Below are 21,761 nucleotides of genomic sequence, written 5' to 3'. Positions count from 1 at the left end.
GAATGTCTTCTGGAAACATCTCCAATATCCCGGCACGCCGTCCGTTCATGCGTCGCCGCAAGGTCTGCCCGTTCTCCGGTGAAAACGCACCGAAGATCGATTACAAGGACCCCAAGCTCCTGCTTCGCTACATGTCTGAGCGTGGCAAGATCGTTCCGTCCCGCATCACCGCAGTTTCCGGCAAGAAACAGCGTCAACTGGCTCGCGCCATCAAGCGCGCCCGTCAGCTGGCTCTCCTGCCGTACGCTGCCGACTAAGGAGAACTGACGATGAAACTGGTTCTCCTGGAACGCGTTGAAAATCTGGGCCAGATGGGTGACGTCGTCACCGTACGCCCGGGTTACGCCCGCAACTTCCTGCTGCCGCAGGAAAAAGCTCTGCGCGCAACCGAAGCCAACCTGGCCCGGTTCGAAGCCGAGCGTGAAGCCCTGGAAAAGCGCAATGCCGAGCGTGCAGCAGCTGCTGCCACCGATGGCGAGAAGATCGACGGCGAAAGCTTCGTTCTGATCCGCCAGGCAGGCGAAAGCGGTCAGCTCTACGGTTCTGTCACCTCCCGTGACATCGCCGAGATGATCTCTGAAGCCGGCGTTTCCGTGTCCCGTGGTCAGGTCGCGATCAACGCACCGATCAAGACCCTGGGTCTGCACGAAGTCCGCATCCGCCTGCACGCCGACGTTTCCGTGAACGTGACGATCAACGTCGCCCGTTCCGAAGACGAAGCCGAGCGCCAGGCTGCTGGTGAGGACGTTGTCGCAGCGGCAGCGGATGAAGAACGCGCTATCGCAGACGCCCAGGCAGCCGAGCTGCATGAAGCCAATGCCGAGCGTGAAGACGACGAATTCGGCGGCGCCGCTCCGGCAGCTGACGCTGAAGAGGCTGCAACCGAGGAATAATTCCTCCGGTTCCACTCGACCTGAAAGGGCGGCTCACATGAGCCGCCCTTTTTCGTTGCAGGGTGATTATCCACACTTATCAACAGGGTCGGGATTTCCCCGTGGACAAGCGATATCAGCCCTCGCCGCGCGTGCCCGGATCGGGCTAGGTAAGGTCCATGGAAAACGCGCTTCTTCCCTTCGACACCGAACCTGAACTGGATACCGCCCCGCACAATCTGGACGCTGAACAGGCGTTTCTGGGAGCGTTGCTCTATGACAATGAAGTCTTCCACCGGGTCGCGGACTGGCTGAAGGCGGAGCATTTCTATGATCCGGTTCACGCACGCATCTACGAGACGGCGACCGATCTGATCGGCAAGGGCTCACTGGCCGATGCCGTGGTCCTGAAAACCCATTTCGAGCGCGATGACGGCCTCAAGGAAATCGGTGGCGCAACCTATCTGGCCGTACTGATCGAAAGCGCGGCCGACAGCGCGGCGTCACAGGAATACGCGCGCATCGTCTATGAGCTGGCCCTGCGCCGCGAGCTGATCCGCATTGGTGACGAGCTGTCCAACAATGCCACCCAGCAATCAGATGCCCAACCGCGCGAACTGATCCAGCACACCGAGCAGAAGCTCTACAATCTCGCCGAGGAAGGCTCCTCTTCCCGCGGTTTTGTCGGCTTCAAACAGGCCCTGGCCGAAGCCATCGAGACGGCTGCGGCTGCCTATGAGCGTGATGGTGGCCTGTCAGGTATTTCATCCGGCCTGAAAGCGCTGGACGAGAAACTCGGCGGTCTCCACCCGTCAGACCTCATTATCCTGGCCGGTCGCCCCTCAATGGGTAAGACCTCGCTGGCCACCAATATCGCCTTTGATGTCGCCAAGAATTACCAGTTCGAGATGCAGCCGGACGGCACCAAGAAAACCGTCAATGGCGGCGTGGTCGGCTTCTACTCACTCGAGATGTCCGCCGAACAGCTCGCGACCCGTCTGATCGCAGACTATACCGGCATTCCCGGCTATATGATCCGCCAGGGTACGATTGACGCCACCCAGTATGAGGAAATCCGCGACGCGGTGCTGGAAATCCAGAGCCTGCCGATGTTCATCGACGATACCGGTGGCCTGCCCATTTCCGCACTGGCTGCTCGTGCTCGACGGCTCAAGCGGACACATGGCCTGGATCTCATCGTGGTCGACTATCTGCAGCTGGTGACGTCCTCGAAGAGCGGTGAAGGCCGGGTACAGGAAATTTCCGACGTTACCCAGAACCTCAAGGCACTGGCCAAGGAACTCAATGTTCCTGTCATCGCCCTCTCCCAGCTTTCGCGTCAGGTGGAGCAGCGGGAAGACAAGAAGCCGCAGCTTTCGGACCTGCGTGAATCCGGCTCGATCGAGCAGGATGCAGACGTGGTGATGTTCGTTTATCGTGAAGCGTACTACAAGGAACGCGAGAAGCCGCGTGAGGACACGCCGGAATACTTGGCCTGGGAAGAAGAATTCCGCAGGATCGAGAAACTGGCCGAAGTCATCATCGGCAAGCAGCGTCACGGGGCAATCGGAACGGCCAAGGTGGCGTTCGACGGTGCCCGTACGAAGTTCCACGATATCGAGACGCGTTTTGACGAACCGGAATATTGATCGACTGCCCCAGCCCGCGCCACGCCTGATCGTCGATCTCGCGAAAATACAATCCAATTACAAGACGTTGCAGGCCATGGCCCCGCACTCGGCCGTGGGTGCTGTCGTAAAGGCAAACGCCTATGGGCTGGGCGCGACCGAAGTGGTTCCGGCCCTCGCCGATGCGGGTTGCAAGCATTTCTACGTGGCGCACATGTCAGAAGGTGAAGAAGCGCGGCGTGCCCTGAAAGGCGTAGATGCCGAAATCTTCGTCTTTAACGGCTTCTGGCCGGCTGAACTTCCGGCCCTGCGTGAATTTGATCTCTTCCCGGTGATCAATGATCTGGGTCAGGCCCGGCAGCTGCGCGAAATTGCACCCGACCTTCCATGCGCGATCCATTTCGACAGCGGTATCAATCGACTAGGACTGGATGCGCGCGAGGCAGAGACCTATCTGGGCAGCGACCTCCCAGAGACGCTCAAAGTGCGTCAGCACCTGAGTCATCTGGCCTGTGCGGACGACCCAAAGCACGCCCTCAACGCCACCCAGCTTGAACGTTTTCGCACGATCGCAGCGCGCTCCGGTAAAGAGATCAAGATCAGTCTGGCGAATTCGGCCGGTACATTGCTCGGTTCTGACTATCATTTCGATGTCCTGCGCCCCGGCCTTGCGCTCTACGGCGGCGCCCCCAATCCAGCCTCGGCTTCGCCTTTCCAGGTCTGTGTGCAGATCGAGGCGCCCATCCTGCAGCTGCGAAAACTCCAGCCCGGTGACCAGATTGGGTATGGTGCCACCTGGACCGCGGACAAACCGACCCGGACAGCAACTGTCGCAGCGGGTTATGCCGACGGTATTCTGCGGGCCTGTGGCGAAGGCGGCATTGCCCGCCTCAACGGGCAGGCGGTGCCGATACTGGGTCGGGTCTCCATGGATCTCATTTCCGTGGATCTATCGAACTACGAAGGCGAGCCCAGGCCGGGTGATCCGGTGTGTTTTCTGAGCGAGGATCTCGACGCGCTGGCCAACCATGCCGGAGCGATCTCCTATGAATTGCTTGTACGCCTTGGTTTGCGTTTCAACCGGGTCTATCGCCGCTAAATCCCCTTGCCACGAGCAGAACATAATGAGAACATTGTGGTCAGGGCGACGGAGCGAGTCTCATGGCGAGAAGCGATAAGATATTTGTGTGCCAGTCCTGTGGCGCAGTTCATTCCAAATGGGCGGGCCGCTGTGATGATTGCGGCGAATGGAACTCCCTCGTCGAGGAAGCTCCAGCTGCGCCCTTGGGAACACAGGCGTCCGCGCCCAAGAAACGCGGACGTGCCGCGCGGTTGGATCTGGTTGATCTCGGAGCAGATACGCCGGAACCGCCGCGCCTGATTTCCGGCATGTCAGAGCTGGACCGGGTCTGCGGCGGCGGGCTGGTTCCCGGTTCCGCGGTTCTGGTGGGCGGTGATCCGGGTATCGGCAAATCGACCCTGCTGCTCCAGCTGATGGCTCGCCTGGCGATGAGCAAACACCGCGCGATCTATATCTCGGGCGAGGAAGCCGTGGCCCAGGTCCGCCGCCGCGCCAAGCGCCTTGGGCTCGCTGACGCCCCGGTTTCGCTGGCAGCCGAGACGTCGCTCAATAACATCCTGGACGGGCTGAAATCGGAAAAACCCGATGTTGTGGTTGTCGATTCCATCCAGACGCTCTGGTCAGACCAGCTAACGGCAGCGCCCGGCACCGTGGCCCAGGTCCGGGCCTGTGCGCAGGAGCTGGTGCGTTATGCCAAGAAACGCAATTGCACCGTGATCATCGTCGGCCACGTCACCAAGGACGGCCAGATCGCCGGTCCGCGTGTCGTTGAACACATGGTCGATGCGGTGCTCTATTTCGAGGGCGAGCGCTCCCACCAGTTCCGCATCCTGCGCGCGGTCAAGAACCGTTTTGGCCCCACGGACGAGATCGGCGTGTTCGAAATGGGCGACAAGGGCCTGGGCGAAGTTGCCAACCCCTCCTCGCTATTTCTCGATGGTCGAGAGGATGGAACCGCAGGCTCGGTCGTGTTCGCCGGAATGGAAGGCACCCGGCCGGTTCTTTCTGAAATCCAGGCCCTGGTCGCTCCCGCCGCTTTTGGCAATCCGCGCCGGGCCGTGGTCGGCTGGGACAGTGGACGCCTCGCCATGGTGCTGGCCGTGCTGGAAGCACGCTGTGGCGTATCGTTCGGCAATCACGACATTTTCCTCAATGTCGCCGGTGGTCTGAAAATCAATGAGCCTGCCGCCGATCTCGCCGTTGCCGCCGCCATTGTCGCTGCCGCGTTCGAGGTCGCCCTGCCCGCCAAGACGGTTGTTTACGGAGAAATTAGTCTTTCCGGCGATGTTAGGCCCGTTGGACGCAGCGAAGCGCGCCTGAAAGAGGCCGCCAAGCTCGGATTTGAACGGGCCATCGCCCCGGAGTCCGCCAAGAGTGATGCCGGTCACGTGACCATTCAAAGCGTGGCCACAGCGCTCGAATTGGTGCAAACTCTGAAAGCGTTGGCGGGCGAGTAAGGAGACACCGCGATGGACGGGTCTTTGAGTGCATTTGACGGTATCGGTTTCACCATTGTCCTGGTGTCCGGATTATTGGCCCTGGTTCGTGGTTTTGTCCGCGAGGCCCTGTCAGTCACCGCCTTTGTCGCCGCATCACTGGCCACGCTGTGGTCTCTGCCCGCTTTCATCAACCCTGCTCGCGACATGATCGACCCGGACTGGCTGGCTCCGCTGGCTGTTGGCGGGTTTGTCTTCATCATCATCTATCTGGCGGTGACCTTCGTCACCAGCTCGCTGTCGAGCGGCCTGGCCAAGGGCGAGGATGTCAACGTCGTTGATCGCACACTCGGTTTTGCATTCGGTGTAATCAGGGGACTGGTGCTTCTGGGCCTCAGCGTGATTTTCATCGCCGCCATCTTTGGCGAGAACGGTCGCCCGCCCAGCTGGGTTACCACCGCGCGCATTTATCCGGTGGTCAACGCCACGGCGAGAGCGCTGCAGGTATTGGCGCCGGAAACCTCCAGAATCGCCGAAACCGACCGTCTTCCGGCCGCCGCGGATGACCCGATTGCAGAAACAATAAGAAATGATGACACTTCTTATGGCAGACGTGACCGAAACCGACTAGATGACCTCATTGGTTCGACCACGGATGACCAGGATGATGATGGATGAGCGCTGATCAGGCATTCCCGGCTACGCTAACCTACGATCCAGAAACAGACCGCCCCCAGGAAGAATGTGGCGTATTTGCAGTCTACGGCGCTGATGACGCTGCCGTCCTGACCGCACTTGGCCTGCATGCCCTGCAACATCGCGGGCAGGAATCCTGTGGCATCGCCACGCATGACGGATCGCGTTTCCACAATGAACGTTATCTCGGCCTGGTGGGTGAGAATTTCGCCTCGCCGGACCTGCCGCAACGCCTGCCCGGGCGCAGTGCCATCGGTCACGCCCGATACTCGACCCAGGGCGCGTCGGTGATGCGCAATGTGCAGCCGCTCTATGCCGACGTTCGCGGCGGCGGTGTCGCCCTGGCGCATAACGGCAACCTCACCAATGCCCGGGTCTTGCGAGAAGAGCTGGTCTCGAAGGGCGCCATCTTCCAGTCCACCTCCGACAGTGAGGTCGTGCTCCACCTGGCCGCACAATCAACCAAAAACAAGCTGACCAATCGTGTCCTGCACGCCCTCAAACAGATTGAGGGCGCTTTTGCTTTTGTGGTCCTGATCAATGACCGCATCGTCGCCGCGCGCGATCCCTATGGCATCCGCCCGCTGGTGATGGGCCGGATTGGAGACGCTTATGTATTCGCCTCCGAGACCTGTGCCCTGGACATGGTCGGCGCGACGTTCGAGCGCGAGATCGAGCCGGGTGAGGCGGTGGTCGTCAACGAAAATGGCCTGCGTTCGGAACGGTTTGCTCCGGAACGCACCGCGCGTGTCTGTGCGTTCGAATACATCTATTTCGCCCGTCCGGACTCGGTCATTGGTGGCCGCTCCGTTTATGAGGCACGCAAGCAGATGGGCCGTCAGCTGGCGATCGAGAACCCGGTGGATGTCGATGTCGTCATCCCGGTTCCCGATAGTGGCGTTCCCGCTGCCATCGGCTATGCCGAGGCCAGTGGTATTCCCTTCGAGCTGGGTATTATCCGTTCGCACTTTGTCGGCCGGACCTTTATCCAGCCGACCCAGGACCGCCGCGACCTCTCGGTCCGACGCAAGCACTCTGCCAATGCGGCAGCGGTCAAGGGCAAGCGCGTCCTTCTGATCGATGATTCCATCGTGCGCGGTACGACCTCGCTGAAGATTGTACGCATGATGCGTGAGGCCGGTGCAGCTGAAGTGCATTTCCGCTCGGCCTGTCCGCCGATCAAATTCCCGGACTTCTACGGCATCGACATGGCCGGTCAGAAAGAGCTGATCGCCGCCAATATGGAAGTCGAGGAAATGGCTGAAAAGCTCGAGGCAGACAGCCTAGCCTTCCTTACTGTCGACGGTCTTTACCAGGCTGTTGTCGGCGAACCGCGCAATAACCGCGTGCCGCAGTTGTCAGATCACTATTTCACTGGCCAGTATCCCACGCGCCTGATGGATCACGACCGCGATCTCTCGGCCAAGGAATTCCAGCTCTCTCTCCTGGTAGACGCATGACCCAAATCGATCTTTCCGGACGCCTCGCCCTGGTCACAGGAGCGTCGCGTGGCATCGGCTATGCCACAGCCCTGGAGCTGGCCAAGGCCGGCGCTCACGTCATCGCCTCGGCCCGCACGACTGGCGGGCTTGAGGAACTCGATGATGCCATTCGCGCGGCCGGCGGCAGTGCCACCCTGGTGCCGATGGACCTGTTGTCTGAAGACGGTATCGAACAGCTCGGCAAGATCGTGATGGAACGCTGGGAAAAGCTCGACATCCTGGTCGCCAATGCCGGCGCGCTGGGTGTGTTGACCCCGGCTTCACAGGTCAAGGCCAAGACCTGGCACGAGGTTGTCGGTGTCAATCTGATGGCGCCTGCCCGCATGATTCGGGCCTTTGAAGCGCCCCTGCTGGCCTCTGACGCTGGTCGTGCCGTGTTTGTATCCTCGGGTGCCGCGCGCTCGCAACGCGCCTTCTGGGCACCCTATGCCGCGTCCAAGGCGGGGCTGGATGCCCTGGTCAAATCCTGGGCGAATGAACACCAGCAGGACAATCTGCGCATCAATATCGTCTATCCCGGTGCCGTCCGCTCGCAAATGCGCGCCAAGGCCTTTCCGGGCGAGGATCCGATGACCCTGCCCGCCCCGGCCGACATCTGGCCGCACTTTGCCGAGCTGGTTTCACCGGACTGCACCCGCCATGGCGAGATCATCGATTTCTCGCAAGCGCTGCAATCGGCCTGATCCATGAAACTCGGCTGGATCGGATATGGCGCTTTCGGGCGCCTTGCCTGCAGCCACCTCGGACCGCATTTCGACCTGGTCATTCATGATGCCCAGCCGGGACGCACGGCTTCTGCCAGCCTGGAAGACGTCGCCGCCTGCAAACGCATCGTCATCGCCGCCCCGGTCCAGGCGATCGGCGAAGTCGCGACCGCGCTTGCCCCGCTGGTCCAGCCGGGCACCCGGATCTACGATGTCGGTTCGGTGAAGCTGCGCCCCATGCAGGCCATGCGCGACGCCCTGCCCGACCATTGCGAGATCGTCGGCACGCACCCGCTGTTCGGCCCGCAATCCGCCGTGACCGGCCTTGAAGGCCTGCCCATTGTGCTCTGTCCGTCCTATGGCGAGGATGTCAGCTGCGAGCGCGACTTCCTCGCCGAGCGCCTCAAGCTGGACGTCCATGTCTCCGACGCCGACACCCATGACAGGACCATGGCCCGCGTTCAGGGCCTCACCCACCTTGTCGCCAAGGTCATCACCGAAATCGACGCCACCCCGGCCGCCTACACCACACGCAGCTACGACCTCCTGATGGAAGCCGCCGGCCTGGTCGCCCAGGACAGCGACGCCCTCTTCCGGGCCATCGAGAAACACAATCCCTATTCCGCGGAATTGCGCGGGCGGTTTTTCGAGAGTGTCGAGGCCCTCTCGGACCGCCTCAAGAACTAGTCCACCAGCCACCGCGATCGGACAAGCACTCGCACCAATGCGATAAAGGTCGCGAGCACCACGCCAAGCACCGGAATGATCAGCACAACCTCCGCCCGCAACAGCTCCGGCAGGACATGATTATTGCCGAAAAAGAAGATGAATGTCGCGATGAACATGGAAAAACCCATCCGCCAGACATGACGGGCGATCCTGTGCTTGGGCGACACCATTCGCCGGGCAAGTGCCTGGAGATCGATCAGGGCGATCAGGATGGCGACCCCGCCCAGGCTGAAAAATCCGACGGGCGGCAGACCGTCCAGTTCTCCGGACGCGGCGTTCATCACCCACATGCCCGTGAGGAGGCTGGCGAGCCCCACCCCCGCAATCAGCAAAGCCAGAGCCCGCTCGGGCATCCCCATCTGACCGGAGCGTCGTACGGCCGCCAGCCAGCCAGTCGTGACCGCATGCGCTGCGAACAGGGACAGGAAGACGGTGAAGACGATTTCCCGCGTGATACTCATGTAGAGGCCACTGGCACACAGCAGCAGCATGCTGATCGCAAAGACCCGCCCGGCAGTCACATGGGTCGGGCGTCCCTTGGGTAGAAGAAATGCGGCAAAACCCGCCAGCAAGCTCAAGCTTCCTATGGCGAAATGGATTTGCCCAACCAGGCTTATCTCGCTCATGATCCATCTCCAGGCACAGGACGAGGACGGTTGAATACCGTCCGTACCAACCAGAACAGGATCACGAGTGCGGTTATCCCTTCCGGCGCCGCCAGAAGGCCACTGGATCGCAATGCCTCGGGGAAAACGCCCACTCCGGGTCCCGTGAATGCCGAGCCGACGGCGATGAAGAAAGCCAGCCCCATGCGCCAGAGATGACGCGCAATCCTGTGCCGGTCGGACATTTGCTTTCGAAAGACCAGCGTGACGTCCGCACAGCCGCCCAGCCCCGCCATAACGGCCAGCATGAAATAGTCTTCGCCAGCGAAGCCCAATAGCCGTCCGTCTGCCTGCTGGAGGGCGAAACCGCCCAGGCCGGCGAGCAGCAGGATCAACACCACAACGGCTGCAAACAGCGCTCCGTCCATACGCTCAAACCTGCCGCTTCGATTACGCGCGGCGCGGCGGCTTGAAAGCAGGAGGTAAAGGGTCAGAACGCCCGCCAGCGCAGTGATCAACAGACGCTCCGGTTCCAACAGCCCCAGAAGGCTGCCGCTCATAGCAGAGACCAGCATGGCCCAGAAGAAAATTCTCCCTCCTTGCCGGTGCCAGTGGCGCCCCTTGGGCGCGACAAGAGCAAGCACACCGCCGGCCAGGGCCAGCGTCCCGGTGATGATATGAACGAGGCTGAGATAGTCGATCGGCATCGAAATGATCCTGCGTAGTTTCAAACACCACACACACTCACAGCTCCAGAACACTCGCGCGCCCAAGCCTGCACGCCCGGACAGACGACTGTCCGGACCGACAGGCTTGGACACATGTGGGCACGAGAGACATTTACAGGGGCCCCTGGCCTGTCTAAGGCGGGAGTATGATGCCTCTTTCGATCATCCCGGACCCGTTGGCCCTTATCCTGTCAGCCGCAGCATTCGGGCAAGCCAGCCTGTGCACCATTCTTCTCCTCTCCAGGGCAGCGCTGGCACCACACAGCCGATGGCTCTCTTTGATCTTTATCTGCCTGGGCGGTCTGGCCTCCGGCCCGATCAGCGCGGCACTCTTTGCGCCGCTCTATCCGGTCATCATGAGCGTTGTACTGTTCGCGCTCTATGCCCTGCCCGTACTGTTCTGGCTGTACACGCTCTCGCTGACCCAGGCCCCCGAAAGCGCGCCCGTCACACCTCACTGGACACATGCCATCGCGCCGTTGTGCGGCGGCCTCGGCCTTCTGAGCATCATCACGCTGCCGGCAGAGGTTCGCCTGGCCATGTTCGTTTCCGGCGATCTGGACGGAACGGATCACGCCACAGCGGTCGCTCTTGTCCTGTTCATCCTGGTCATCAGCTGGACGCCTGTTTCCGCGGGATACGGGATCGCCGTCCAGCGCCGCCTCATCCGCCACCGCCGACTATTGCGGGACAATCTGTCCAATACGGATGGACGGGATCTGTTCTGGCTTAGCGGCATCATTCTGGCCATCGCTGCAATCTGGTGCAGCTCGATCATCTTGCTGATAGTGGACAATGTCTGGAGCGGCCTGCACGTTCCCGCCAGTCTGGGCCCCGTCATGCTTTTGGTGCTGATCCTCGTCCTCAGCCTTCGCGGACTGGAACAGGATAACGGCCTGGTCGCCCCAGCAGAGCCCGCCCACGCCCCGATGCCGGAGCAGTCACCAGTCGAACACTTGCAAAAATACAAGAAATCCGCCCTCAGCGAGACCGACGCGGCGCGAATAGCAGAGCGACTTGAACAGGCCATGCAGGATGATCGACTCTATCTGGATCCCAACCTGTCCCTCACCAAGCTGGCGCGCCATGTCCGGGTGGCCAGCAATCATGTCTCCCAGACGCTCAACGAGGCGCTGGAGGAGACGTTTTTCGACTATGTCAATCGCTGGCGCATCGAAGCCGCCCTGCCCCACATCGCCGAAGGCAAGGAGACCGTGCTGACCATCGCGCTGGACGTGGGCTTTAACACCCGCTCGACCTTCTACACTGCGTTCAAACGGGTAACCGGCATGACACCGCGCGCCTATCGGGAAACGGCGAAGAAGACGCCTGGGTGATCAGGTCCGCTTGGTCCGTGCGTCCGGATTCTTCCGGTCCGCATACGGGTTCTTGCCTGACTTCACAATCAGGCGGATCGGGATGCCGGGCATGTCGAACGCCTCGCGGATGCCATTGATCAGATAGCGTTTATAGCTGTCCGGCAGGGCATAACCACGTGAACACATCAACACGAAGGTCGGCGGGCGGCCCTTGGTCTGGGTGAGGTAGCGCGGACGGATACGGCGCCCCGCCACGGAGGGCGGCGGGTGGCGCTCGATCATTTCCTGCAGCCAGTCATTGAGGTCGCGCGTCTTGATCTTGGCATCCCAGTCCTTGTGCAGACGGGACAGGGCCGGCATGATTTCATCCAGCCCCTTGTTCTTGACCGAGGAGATCGGCAGCAAGGGCGCGCCAGTCATCTGCGGCAGGAGGCGTTCGAACTCCAGCTGCATCTCTTTCAGGAAAGCCGTGCGATTGGGCACCAGGTCGAACTTGGAAATGGCAATCGCGACAGCGCGGCCTTCCTTGTAGGCCATGTCGGCCAGGTGCAGGTCCTGTTTCTCCAGCGGATGCTGGGCATCGACGAGCAGCAGCACAACCTCGGCAAACTTCACGGCGCGCAGCGTGTCTGCGGCGCTCATGCGCTCGAGACGGTCCTTGACCTTGCCGCGCTTGCGCAGGCCAGCGGTGTCGTGCAGGCGCACGCGGCGACCATCCCACATCCAGTCAACGGCGATGGCGTCGCGGGTGATGCCGGCCTCGGGACCGGTGATCAGGCGTTCCTCACCGATCAGCGTATTGATCAGCGTCGACTTGCCGGCATTGGGACGACCGATCACGGCGATGCGCAGCGGCGGTTCCTCGTCCTCATCCTTCTTGCGACGACGCTTGGGCGAACCCAGCGCTTCGTAGACGGACTGGTAGAGATCGCTCATGCCATCGCCATGGGCTGCGGACAGGCCGATCGGCTCGCCCAGACCCAGCGCATAGGCGTCCATCAGACCGCCCAGACCTGCCTTGCCCTCGGCCTTGTTGGCACACAGGATCACCGGCTTGCCGGACTTGCGCATGACATCGGCAAAGATCTCGTCGAGCGGGGTGATGCCGGCACGGGCATCGATCAACAGCAGGCAGACATCGGCATCATGGATGGCCATTTCGGTCTGGGTGCGCATTTCGGCGTCCAGCCCGTCCTTCTCGGCATCGTCATAACCGGCGGTGTCGATGAGCAACAGCTCCATCTCACCCAGGCGGCCACGCGCCTCACGCCGGTCCCGCGTCACGCCGGGACGGTCATCCACGATCGCCAGCGGCTTGCCCGCCAGACGATTGAACAGGGTCGATTTGCCCACATTGGGACGTCCGACGACGGCAATGCGGGGCAGATTATCAGTCATTCGGTTTTGGCCTATCGCAGCGCGATTACCCGCGCTTCGTCGGTGACGACATAGATCGTCTCATTGGCAATAACGGGCGCGACATATACCTCGTCACGCAGATCGTACTCACGCATCTCCGAACCGTCATAGGCGTTTAAAAGCACAGCTTCGCCATGACTGGAGGTCACAAAAACGCGGCCGCCGGCCATGATCGGGCCGGACCAGGCAATGCGATCCTCACGCTTGCGCGGGTTCTCGAACTGCTGGAGTTGGGTGATCCAGTGCACCTGGCCACTCAGGCGATTGACGCAGACGACCTGGGATTCCGTGGTGACAACATAAAGATAATCACCCGCAACCCACGGTGCGTGCAGACCACCGGCTGGCAATTCCCACGCACGCTCGCCAGAGCGCAGGGAGATAGCAACCAGGGTGCCGGAATGGCTCATCGCATAGACCATGTTGTCGACGATCACCGGGCTGCCGGCAACGTCGTTGATCTCGGACATGGCGGTCATGGACCCGGAACTGCCCAGGCTGTCAGACCACAGCGGGTTTCCGTTCTGGACCCGAAGCGCGACCAGTTCGCCGGACGCGAACGGCGCAACAACGATGTCACCCAAAACTGCCGGGCTTGGCGATGTGATCAGGCGTGCCGTCTCGACGATGCCCTGATAGGTCCAGTTCACCGTACCCGTCGCAGCGTCGAGCGAGAGCATCTCGTTATCGTCAGACGCCACAAAAACACGTCCGTCAGCCACCGTCGGAGCGCCGTGGAACGGTACGATGATTTCGCTGCGCCAGATCTCGCTGCCGGTCTGGGCATCAAGAGCGACAAAATAATTATAGCCGGCGTGTGCATAGATACGGCCGGAATCAAACGCCAGACCACCGCCAAAGGCCATGCGATCGCGTTCATTCGGACCTTCCAGGCGACGAGACCAGACACGATTGCCCGTATCCGCATCAATCGCAGACACTTCGCCGCGAGCGTCGATCATGAAGACCCGACCGTCGGCAACGACCGGACGCGAATTCAGGCGGTGACTATTGTCAGAGCCCTGCCCGACACTTTCGCGCCACATAATATCCAGGTTTCCAGAAGCCTGCGTGTGCTGCAGCGAATGGGTCGGATATCCATCCGGCCCCGGCCAGACCGTGTTGACATAAGCGGTCGGCAACTGGACAGGCGGCAGTTCCGCACCGGTCTGCAGCCCAACCTCGAAATCAAGGATCGAGATGCGACCGTCCGTCGGAGCCGTCTCTTCAGGGGCATCACTGCCACCTCCGATGCCCGGAATGAAATCCAGCGCATCACCCGGATCGGGAAGTGAGGAACAGGCTGCAACCGGCGCCAGGGCCAGCGCGAGAAGAAGAGAACGCGTACGCTTTACATCAATCATTGCCGGCTTCCTCAGCAGCATTGTCCGGGGTGTCCACAGGGTCGGTCGCCGCTTCGGCTTCCGCTTCCTCGAGAGGCGCTTCCTGGACCGAAGACAGGGACTCGATCAGGGCCAGGGCTTCCTGCCCGCGACGCTGAACGCCCTGCGGCGCATCAAGTGCGAAGGTCAACAGCTGGTATTCGCTCTCGGCTCGCTCGAGATCACCCGCCCGCAAGGCAGCGGCACCAATCGTTTCGCGCGCCAGCAGGCGATAGGGAGACGACGCGCCCGCCAGCGGGCTGACGCGGATTTCCACATCGGCGAAGCTGAGCGTTTCCCAGCGGGCCCAGACGGCCTTGAGCTGGGCCATGTCGGAGATGATCTGGTCAGAGGTCGAGGCAGCGATCTGGTCGAACAGGCTGGCCGCCGTTTCGTTCTCGCCGTTCTCGAGGGCAATTTCAGCACGACGCATCTGTGCCATCAGCACATAACCGGACGTTCCTTCGCGGGTCAGCGTGTCAAACCCGGCATCCGCAAGAGCGAACTCACCGGATTCAAAATTGCTGACAGCTTCACGATAGGCGTCAGAGCTTTCCTGGAGCTGAGAGGTGCGCCAGTAATCCCAGAACTGGATACCAGCCGCGCCCACGACAATAGCGGCAGCAGCGCCACCCACCCAGGGGCCCCATTTCTTCAGCGCTTCCTGATATTTGTCGTTGCGAAGCTCTTCTTCGACTTCTTCAAAAACATCGACCACTTCGGCCAGACTCCCTGAAACAGATATTCGGGGCGGACCCTAGCCGTCTCAGCGCCTTGCGGCAACAGGCGTCAACCGTCCTTGCGCTTGAGTGTGTAGACCTCGGCACTGGACGGGAAGGCCCGCGAGCGCACTTCCTCGGCATAACGCGCCACTGCAGCGTCGGTTCGCTCGGCCATGTTGTCGTATCTCTTGACGAATTTCGGGGTCCACTCGAACACCCCCAGCATGTCCTGGGTGACCAGAATCTGGCCGTCACAAGCCGATGACGCACCAATCCCGATGGTCGGAACATCGACCGCCTGAGTGATCTCTTCCGCCAGGTTTTCTGCCACCCCCTCGATGACGATGGCAAAGGCACCGGCATCGGCTGTAGCGCGGGCCTCGTCGATAACACGCTGGCGCTCTGCATCGGTACGGCCCTTGGCCTTGAAACCACCATCGGCCAGCGCTGCCTGCGGGCGAAGCCCGATATGACCAACCACCGGAATGGAACGCTCTGCCATGAAGGCAATGCTTTCAGCGGCATAGGTGCCGCTTTCGATCTTGATCGCCTGGCAACCGGTTTCGGACATGATACGCGCTGCGTTCTCGAACGCCTGCTGCGGGCTGGCCTCGTAGGAGCCAAACGGCATGTCGACCGCTACCAGCGCCCGTCTGGAGCCCCGCATGACGGCCTTGCCATGCATGATCATCATGTCCAGCGTCACGCCGATCGTGCTGTCCAACCCGTGCACCACCATGCCGACACTGTCACCGACCAGCAGCAGGTCGCAATGCGGATCGAGAATGCGGGCCATCGGCGCGTCATAGGCCGTCAGGCAGACCAGCGGCTCACCGCTCTTGCGGGCACGAATATCCGGAGCCGTAATGCGGCGAACTTGAGTTTGTGCAGACATGAAAAGGCGGCCTCAAAGCAATTTGAAGCCGCCAATCTAGACGATAATGCTGCAGTGCAAAAGAGTGGCTTATCCGCCTTGGAGAATCCGGCGAGGCAAGACCAGAGCAACCATGCCGGCAGCGAGTGCCATTGCGGCAGCGGCCATGGTTTCCGGTGACATCAGGAAGGAAGCATTGGCCATAATGCCCTCGGCCGGGATCTGGATATTGCCCAGAACACTTTCGAGCTGCGTTCCCGCAATCGCCGATCCGGTGGACCCGGCTCCGCCCAGGATCAGCACCCGCTTGCGATCCGGGTTGTTGAGCTTGGCGATCACGCTCTGCGCGAAGGCATCAGCACTTTTATCTTCTTCAAGCGGTTTCGCAGCTGCGGCGAAAGCGGCTTTCAGGCGTGCGTCAAATGCATCTTCCATGGTCATCTCACAGTTACCTCCGCTTCGGTGAAAAAAGCCTGGAGCTTGGCTCGGCCTCTGTTCACGTGTGACTTTACAGTCCCCAGCGGCATTCCTGTCGCCTCTGCTGCCTCCGAATGCGACATTCCGCAAGAATAGCACATAACGACGGCAACACGTTCTTCATCCTTGAGTGTAGCGAGCGCGCGATCAAGGTCTACGACATTTCCCATGTCACGTGGCGCTTCACTCTCCTCTGCACCCTGCTGGTATTGCTCCAGCAAACGGTCGGCGGATTTGCGTTTCCTGGCTGACTTCAAGAACTCTGTATAGGCAATCGAACATAGCCAGGACTTGAATGAGCCGGTGCCCTTGAAACTGCCGATCTTCTCGAAGGCCCGGACAAAGGTATCCTGGGCGAGATCATCGGCAAGGGCGTGGTTCCGGCACATCCGCTGCAGCATGGCCCGGACCAGGGTCTGGTGGCGCCGGACAAGCTCGCCGAAGGCTGCGCTGTTGCGCGTGGCAACAACCAGTGCCGTGAGTTCTTCGTCCGATGCCGCCATGACTTAGATCCCGGTTCCCAAATTACGGCTTAAGCCGCGTCCTGTTGTTCTTTTTTCCGGCCCATCAGACCGAACCCAACAAGAACCAGACCGATGAAACCCGGGAAGGACGCGATAGCTGGCATTATGAACATGGCCTCCTGATCACCTTCCACGGAGCCAATCGCCCAGCCCAGAACCAGGAAGCCGGCGGCAACGGCGATCAGGATCAATCCAGCCTTGAGGTCGCCATTGGCGCTAGACTTCTGCGGCATTCCGAGCGCTTTGATCGTATCCGGAGTCATTTGCTGACCACCACGAATGGCTTCCTCGATGGTGGCCAACGTTGCCTTGCGACGCTGGGTGTTTGCATTGAACGCGATCCAGACGATGGCAACAACCATCAGGAACGGCGACATCGCAACCAGCATAGTAGAGATTTCCATTTTTATTCTCCTAGTACTCGACCGGCGCGCTGCACGCCGTTTCTGACCATTAGATGCGGGTCAGGGCGATTTTGGATGCACAGATCATCCAATAATCGCCACGCCGAACAAATACCTGTGTATATTCATCAAGATAAGCGCTGCAAGAACACCCAGGATGATGGCGGTAAGATCGCCGCCCCAGCCCTTTACGATGGGTGGCGGGGTCTCACGCATCCAGGACGCAATGAAGGTGATTGCCGACCAGACGAAGAAAGATCCAAACAGCAACACCGCGCTCAACTCGCCATTGGCTACCAGGTGCCCAAAGGCCCACAACATCGTACCGGCGAGCATGGGATGGCGCACCCAGCGACGGATATGTCCCGGCGCATAGGCCGACACGATCAGGATGAGCGCGACGGGGACCAGGGTGAAAGCCAGATGACGCGTCCACTCCGGCGGATACCAGACCACGACCGGCGGATGCGCGATGATCTTGCCATAGATGATCAGGGCAAAGCCGACCAGCGAGATGACTGTGTAGCCCAACTTGTAGGGCATTTCTCCGAGCTGGGCTTGCAGCTTGTCGCGCCCCCCCGGAACAAGACGCAGCGAATGGACGCCGATGAACAATACCAGGCCGGCAACCAGTACAAGCATGAACGCCTCCCCTATCTGACCGCCGATTATAGGTGATTCAGTTCATAACCAAGAGTTTTGCATGTGCTCAGATCAGGAAAACACGCGCACCGGCAAGCGGATGGTTCGCGTGACGATGGCATGTCCCAGAAAGGCCACCACGCCTGCGATCACCAGAACAATACCCACGTCACCCAGGCTGGAAAGGATTTGGGTGATTGCTGCCTTCAGCGCGTCTCCCGACAGGAAGAGCACAATCAGCATGACCAGGGCTGACGCTGCGAAAATGGCCAGCTCGATCCTGAAACGCCTTTGCGCGACCGCGCGCATCACCCCGGCCCGGAAAGTCGGGTCGACTGCAGGGGCTTCGTCTAGTGCAAACAGGCTGTCGAGTGCGTTTTCACCGCTCATGGCCGTCTCCGAGTATCTGTTCAAGCCGCGCCCGGCCGCGACTTACATGTGACTTTACCGTCCCCAGCGGAATATCCAAAGCCCCTGACGCTTCATCATGTGTCCAGCCCCCGGCCAGGCACAGCGCGACAACGGCGCGTTGATCCTCTCCCAGCTCGGCCATGGCCTTGTTCAGGGCCAGCCGCAGCTCGTCCTGCGGCGTTGCTGTTCGCGGCTGGAGGTCCTGCCATGCCTCGTCGCGCGCCCGCCGCCGGGCGGCGCTACGCCGGAACGTCTTGTTCATGCTCCAGGCCATGCCGAACAGCCAGGAACGGAATTTGTCCGGCGACCGCAGAAGCTTCAGCTTGGTCCAGGCCGCAAGGAACACCTCCTGGGCCAGCTCGTCAGCGTCGGCTTCATTGCCACTGACACGTCGCAAGAAGCTGCGAAGGGCTTGCTGGTGCCTGTCCACCAGTCGTGAAAAGGCTGCATCAGACCCCACCAGGGATGCGGACACCAGGTCCGCATCCGTCTGAGCCTGGTTCATCAGTCCGACTTCTTGCCCGACTTGAAGATTCCGCCGACCAGGAAGGCTGCGGCCATCACGCCCATGATCATGGAGACAAAATAGGCGACCTCGCCCATGCCCAGAATGCCCGCATACCCTTCATAGGCAAACACAGCACCGAGCCCCACAAAGAGCACGACCAGGAAGGCGTTGCCGCCTGCTCCGCTGCCATCATCCTTGTCGTGCCAGTCGGCGTGATCACGACTTTCAATCTTGTCCAAGCTTTCCACCAGCGTAGCCGGGGGTTCCTTTCCGGCGGCCGCATAGGTCTTGAGCAGGTCGATCTTCGCCTTGGTCTGCTTGTAGCTCATGAAACTGGCCCAGCCCATGAACAGGAAGAAGCCCAGCGGGAACAGAAGCCACCAGTAATTCTCGAACAAATCTGCCACGACAAACCTCGCTTTCTTGTTTGTTTTCGTCTGTGAGTTGCCGCCACGGATGTATTTGGATGCAGCGGGCTGAAATTTTTCTCAGCAACGCCAGCCCACGCCTCGGCGTGCTGGGCTAGGCCTTGCGCCAGCGATGGTCGAGCGGCGCCTTCTTGTCCGGTCGTGCGGGCAGTTCGACTTCAGCTGTGCTGGTGTCTGCCAGAATGGCATGGCTGTCGCCCACCAGGATGCGAATAACTTTCTGGGCCGGCTCCTCCAGCTTGGCGTAGTGCAGCTTCAGCGCCTCGAGACAGCGTGCCCGGTAGGGATTGACCGGCACCGTCCAGGTTACGCCCTCCTCTTCCCAGCTCACGCTCTCCTGCCCCGTCGCCATCGCCACCGTGTTGTAGTGCAGATAGGGCAGATACTGGCGCCCCAGCAGCGAGAAGATCGGCCCCAGGTCCGGCGGGATGCGCTGGGCAGCGACACTGTCGCGCAGGCTCTCCGGCGTAGTCGCCCACATCCGCGCCGTCCAGTTCAGCGTGTGCGGCGCGATCTCCCGCAGCAGTGCATGCGGGGTCGGGTCGTGGGAGAAATGACGAAACATCGACCCGAACAGGCCGAAATCGGCTTCACAAGGTCGATCGCCAAACAGGAAGAGCCGGTCCTCGAACACGGTCTCCAGCATTTCCAGCAATTCGCGCAGGAACGCCTCGATCAGCGGCGCGGTTTCGGGTGTGACGCCATCGTGTTTGAGAAAGTGTTTCTGCTGGCGTCGGCGGATGTAGTGTTGGCGCAGAAAGCGTGGCGCCTTGACGTCGCGCAGCATGCCGTCCGCAAGCTGACCGCTCATCAGGTCGGTATCCGGCTTGAAGGCCCAGCGATAATACAGCGCCGGACGCCACAGCCATTCATCAAAGAAATCCTCCAGCAACAGGCTGGCAAAGGCCACAGCGGGCGGGCCGGGTTTGAAACGTGGATTGGGCCAGTAGGCCTCGAAATGGGCGATGATGTCGGTGGTGTCCGTCATCCAGCTGCCGTCTTCACATTCCAGCTGAGGCATCTGGGCGATGCCGGTTTCGCCAGCGCAGGAACGGAAAGTGGCCGTGTCCATCTCCACATAATCATAGGGCACGCCCTTGGCGCGCAGATAGCCTTCAAGCTTTCCCGTGAAATAGGAAAGCCTGAGGCCGTAAAGTCTGTAGAGCGGGCGAGACATGAGTCCATTCGACCCGATTCTCGCCCCACAGGCGAGTTGCCTAGAACGGCAATTGCGTCATGTCCGGCAGATCAACGGTGATATCGCTGGCCAGACCGCCCTCGCGGCGCATGAAGGCATGGATGGTGTCATGGATCTCATCCGAGCTCATGAACAGGTTGTGGCCCGCATTGTGGACGGTGACGATGTGGGCATTCAGCAGGCCGGCGACAGCCTCGGCCTGGCTTTCAACATAGGTGCGTCCATCCAGCGTGCCGGACAGGACCAGCACTTCTACATCGCCCGTCGGGGCCTCGCGGAATTCATCACCCAGATCAAACCCGTCCCAGGCACCGAAGACCTGCGGCATCGGAAAGTTGAGATAGCCGCCGACAAGACCGGTTGCTGCTTCCCGCTGGAAGGCCGCCAGGCGAGCGCTGTCGATACCGGACGCGATATCCATCGCCGTCGGCATGGCCCGCAGTCCGATAGTCTCGTTCGGCGTATGGAAACGCTGCAACAGGCCCGTCAAAAGGCGTGTATCGCCCGCATCCAGCGAAGCGAACAGGGCTAGCAGGATAGCGGCGTTCTGCGGATCGGAGATCAGCATGGACGCGAACTGCTGGGCATGGTGGCGCTGCACCAACAGCTGGGCAACGGAACCGTCACGCTGCGGGATATCCAGCAGCATCGGCTCCGCTTCCAGCCGGCCAAGCACACGGCGAACCATGCCGGCGATATCGGGATAGCGTGCTGCGGCTGCCGGCTGGGAATTCACTGCGGCCTGAAGACGCCCAAAATAGGCATCCGTACGGGCCGGCATTTTCACGGTCTGGTCCAGACCTTCCACCGAAGCCAGCACGACCTGGTCGATCTCGTCCGGAATTTCCTTGATGGCGGCCAGCGCCAGGTGGGAACCATAGGAGATCCCCCACAGGTCCAGCTGCTGGGCGCCGAGATGCTCGCGCAGGTCCGACAGGTCCCGGGCGCTTTCAAGCGTCGTATAGCCATCGAGATCAACACCAGCCTCACGCCAGAAAGCGCCACATTCCTCGATGGCATCACGTTGGTCCCGGGCAAACTCTTCATCCGTCTGCAGGGCGAGGTCATCTCCGCCATAGCTGGACTGGCAGCGTGGCAGATCGTTTTCGGACAGGCCGGTGCCACGCTGGTCATAGGCGATCACATCGCCATGTTCGCGCATCGACATGAAGAGCGCGAAGCGCTGGCCACGTGCCGTACCCGTACCGGTCCCACCGGGGCCCCCGGCGAGATAAACGATCGGATCACCCGGGGTTTCGCTCGTGGACGGGAAACGCACATAACCAATGGTGATCATGCGGCTGTCCGGGTCCGCGCGGTTTTCGGGCACGTCAAAGGAACCACGAAAGGCCTCGACTGTTTCGCCATTGCCCGCTTCAAAGGTGATGCTTTCTTCGGCCTGCGCCAGGGCTGCGGCGCTCATTACCGTGCTTGCCATCAGGGCGCTGATCCAGGTCCAGCCGTTTTTCATT

General features: G+C 61.0%; 25 protein-coding genes. 10 read left to right on the top strand and 15 right to left on the bottom strand.

The genetic code is table 11. From position 1 onward, the window contains the following. Positions 1-2: 2 nt before the first annotated feature. From rpsR to SIC17_RS15010, 9 genes are all read left to right on the top strand, one after another. Positions 3-257 carry a 30S ribosomal protein S18 gene (gene rpsR, locus SIC17_RS15050; RefSeq protein ID WP_291896298.1) on the top strand — a complete coding sequence of 85 codons (255 nt, stop codon included), beginning with the start codon at positions 3-5 and terminating at the stop codon, positions 255-257. A gap of 12 nt (positions 258-269) precedes the next feature. Next, on the top strand, positions 270-893 hold the full coding sequence (gene rplI, locus SIC17_RS15045; RefSeq protein ID WP_291896299.1) for a 50S ribosomal protein L9: 624 nt from the start codon (positions 270-272) through the stop codon (positions 891-893). A 158-nt stretch (positions 894-1,051) separates the two neighbouring features. Continuing rightward, positions 1,052-2,521, top strand: coding sequence for a replicative DNA helicase (locus SIC17_RS15040; RefSeq protein WP_291896300.1), 1,470 nt, complete (start codon positions 1,052-1,054; stop codon positions 2,519-2,521). Beyond that, the gene (alr, locus tag SIC17_RS15035; RefSeq protein WP_291896301.1) at positions 2,502-3,599 is read left to right on the top strand and encodes an alanine racemase; all 1,098 of its coding nucleotides are present in this window, start codon (positions 2,502-2,504) and stop codon (positions 3,597-3,599) included. Before SIC17_RS15040 ends, alr begins: the two co-directional genes overlap by 20 nt. Before the next feature lie 62 nt (positions 3,600-3,661). Next, positions 3,662-5,038 carry a DNA repair protein RadA gene (radA, locus tag SIC17_RS15030; protein WP_291896302.1) on the top strand — a complete coding sequence of 459 codons (1,377 nt, stop codon included), beginning with the start codon at positions 3,662-3,664 and terminating at the stop codon, positions 5,036-5,038. A gap of 12 nt (positions 5,039-5,050) precedes the next feature. Continuing rightward, positions 5,051-5,695: a CvpA family protein gene (locus SIC17_RS15025; RefSeq protein WP_291896303.1), complete on the top strand. Its 645-nt coding sequence runs from the start codon at positions 5,051-5,053 to the stop codon at positions 5,693-5,695. Then, the gene (gene purF / locus SIC17_RS15020; RefSeq protein WP_291896304.1) at positions 5,692-7,173 is read left to right on the top strand and encodes an amidophosphoribosyltransferase; all 1,482 of its coding nucleotides are present in this window, start codon (positions 5,692-5,694) and stop codon (positions 7,171-7,173) included. Before SIC17_RS15025 ends, purF begins: the two co-directional genes overlap by 4 nt. Next, entirely contained in the window at positions 7,170-7,898 is a 729-nt protein-coding gene (locus tag SIC17_RS15015; protein WP_412545878.1) for an SDR family NAD(P)-dependent oxidoreductase, read from the top strand. Before purF ends, SIC17_RS15015 begins: the two co-directional genes overlap by 4 nt. A 3-nt stretch (positions 7,899-7,901) precedes the next feature. Continuing rightward, complete coding sequence (locus SIC17_RS15010; RefSeq protein ID WP_412545877.1) at positions 7,902-8,606, top strand: prephenate dehydrogenase/arogenate dehydrogenase family protein; 705 nt, start codon at positions 7,902-7,904, stop codon at positions 8,604-8,606. Here the strand turns inward: SIC17_RS15010 and SIC17_RS15005 are convergent. After that, positions 8,603-9,274, bottom strand: a complete 672-nt coding sequence (locus SIC17_RS15005) for a hypothetical protein (protein WP_412545876.1) — start codon at positions 9,272-9,274, stop codon at positions 8,603-8,605. The genes SIC17_RS15010 and SIC17_RS15005 overlap by 4 nt on opposite strands. Then, positions 9,271-9,960 (bottom strand): hypothetical protein, encoded by a 690-nt coding sequence (locus tag SIC17_RS15000; protein ID WP_412545875.1) that lies wholly within the window; start codon positions 9,958-9,960, stop codon positions 9,271-9,273. Before SIC17_RS15000 ends, SIC17_RS15005 begins: the two co-directional genes overlap by 4 nt. Before the next feature lie 167 nt (positions 9,961-10,127). Between SIC17_RS15000 and SIC17_RS14995 the strand changes: the two genes are divergently transcribed. Further along, on the top strand, positions 10,128-11,318 hold the full coding sequence (locus SIC17_RS14995; protein WP_412545874.1) for a helix-turn-helix domain-containing protein: 1,191 nt from the start codon (positions 10,128-10,130) through the stop codon (positions 11,316-11,318). Here the strand turns inward: SIC17_RS14995 and der are convergent, their stop codons facing one another. The 13 genes from der to SIC17_RS14930 form a co-directional block, all read right to left on the bottom strand. Then, positions 11,319-12,698 (bottom strand): ribosome biogenesis GTPase Der, encoded by a 1,380-nt coding sequence (gene der, locus SIC17_RS14990; protein ID WP_291896311.1) that lies wholly within the window; start codon positions 12,696-12,698, stop codon positions 11,319-11,321. Between the two features lie 11 nt (positions 12,699-12,709). Continuing rightward, the gene (locus SIC17_RS14985; RefSeq protein ID WP_412545873.1) at positions 12,710-14,083 is read right to left on the bottom strand and encodes a PQQ-binding-like beta-propeller repeat protein; all 1,374 of its coding nucleotides are present in this window, start codon (positions 14,081-14,083) and stop codon (positions 12,710-12,712) included. Continuing rightward, the gene (locus SIC17_RS14980) at positions 14,076-14,819 is read right to left on the bottom strand and encodes a tetratricopeptide repeat protein (RefSeq protein WP_291896313.1); all 744 of its coding nucleotides are present in this window, start codon (positions 14,817-14,819) and stop codon (positions 14,076-14,078) included. The genes SIC17_RS14985 and SIC17_RS14980 overlap by 8 nt, the downstream gene beginning before the upstream one ends. Positions 14,820-14,890: 71 nt before the next feature. Next, positions 14,891-15,718, bottom strand: coding sequence for a 3-methyl-2-oxobutanoate hydroxymethyltransferase (gene panB, locus SIC17_RS14975; protein ID WP_412545872.1), 828 nt, complete (start codon positions 15,716-15,718; stop codon positions 14,891-14,893). 69 nt (positions 15,719-15,787) lie between these two features. Further along, the gene (locus SIC17_RS14970) at positions 15,788-16,138 is read right to left on the bottom strand and encodes a hypothetical protein (protein ID WP_412545871.1); all 351 of its coding nucleotides are present in this window, start codon (positions 16,136-16,138) and stop codon (positions 15,788-15,790) included. Next, a complete protein-coding gene (locus SIC17_RS14965; protein ID WP_291896316.1) occupies positions 16,135-16,677 on the bottom strand; it encodes an RNA polymerase sigma factor in 543 nt (180 codons plus the stop codon). Before SIC17_RS14965 ends, SIC17_RS14970 begins: the two co-directional genes overlap by 4 nt. A gap of 29 nt (positions 16,678-16,706) precedes the next feature. After that, the gene (locus SIC17_RS14960; RefSeq protein ID WP_291896317.1) at positions 16,707-17,102 is read right to left on the bottom strand and encodes a DUF6249 domain-containing protein; all 396 of its coding nucleotides are present in this window, start codon (positions 17,100-17,102) and stop codon (positions 16,707-16,709) included. Positions 17,103-17,186: 84 nt separating this feature from the next. Beyond that, on the bottom strand, positions 17,187-17,744 hold the full coding sequence (locus SIC17_RS14955) for an NnrU family protein (RefSeq protein ID WP_412545870.1): 558 nt from the start codon (positions 17,742-17,744) through the stop codon (positions 17,187-17,189). Positions 17,745-17,816: 72 nt separating this feature from the next. Beyond that, positions 17,817-18,134, bottom strand: coding sequence for a hypothetical protein (locus SIC17_RS14950; RefSeq protein WP_412545869.1), 318 nt, complete (start codon positions 18,132-18,134; stop codon positions 17,817-17,819). After that, entirely contained in the window at positions 18,124-18,660 is a 537-nt protein-coding gene (locus SIC17_RS14945; protein ID WP_412545868.1) for an RNA polymerase sigma factor, read from the bottom strand. Before SIC17_RS14945 ends, SIC17_RS14950 begins: the two co-directional genes overlap by 11 nt. Next, the gene (locus tag SIC17_RS14940; protein WP_291896322.1) at positions 18,660-19,070 is read right to left on the bottom strand and encodes a hypothetical protein; all 411 of its coding nucleotides are present in this window, start codon (positions 19,068-19,070) and stop codon (positions 18,660-18,662) included. Before SIC17_RS14940 ends, SIC17_RS14945 begins: the two co-directional genes overlap by 1 nt. 115 nt (positions 19,071-19,185) lie before the next feature. Then, positions 19,186-20,268: a glutathione S-transferase N-terminal domain-containing protein gene (locus SIC17_RS14935; RefSeq protein WP_412545867.1), complete on the bottom strand. Its 1,083-nt coding sequence runs from the start codon at positions 20,266-20,268 to the stop codon at positions 19,186-19,188. Positions 20,269-20,308: 40 nt separating this feature from the next. Continuing rightward, positions 20,309-21,760 carry an alpha/beta fold hydrolase gene (locus SIC17_RS14930; protein ID WP_412545866.1) on the bottom strand — a complete coding sequence of 484 codons (1,452 nt, stop codon included), beginning with the start codon at positions 21,758-21,760 and terminating at the stop codon, positions 20,309-20,311. Between the last annotated feature and the right edge of the window lies 1 nt (position 21,761).

This window comes from Maricaulis sp. MIT060901 (assembly GCF_047123815.1).
GTDB lineage: Bacteria > Pseudomonadota > Alphaproteobacteria > Caulobacterales > Maricaulaceae > Maricaulis.
The sequence above is the reverse complement of the archived record's forward strand: the minus strand, read 5'-3'. Positions and strand labels throughout refer to the sequence as shown.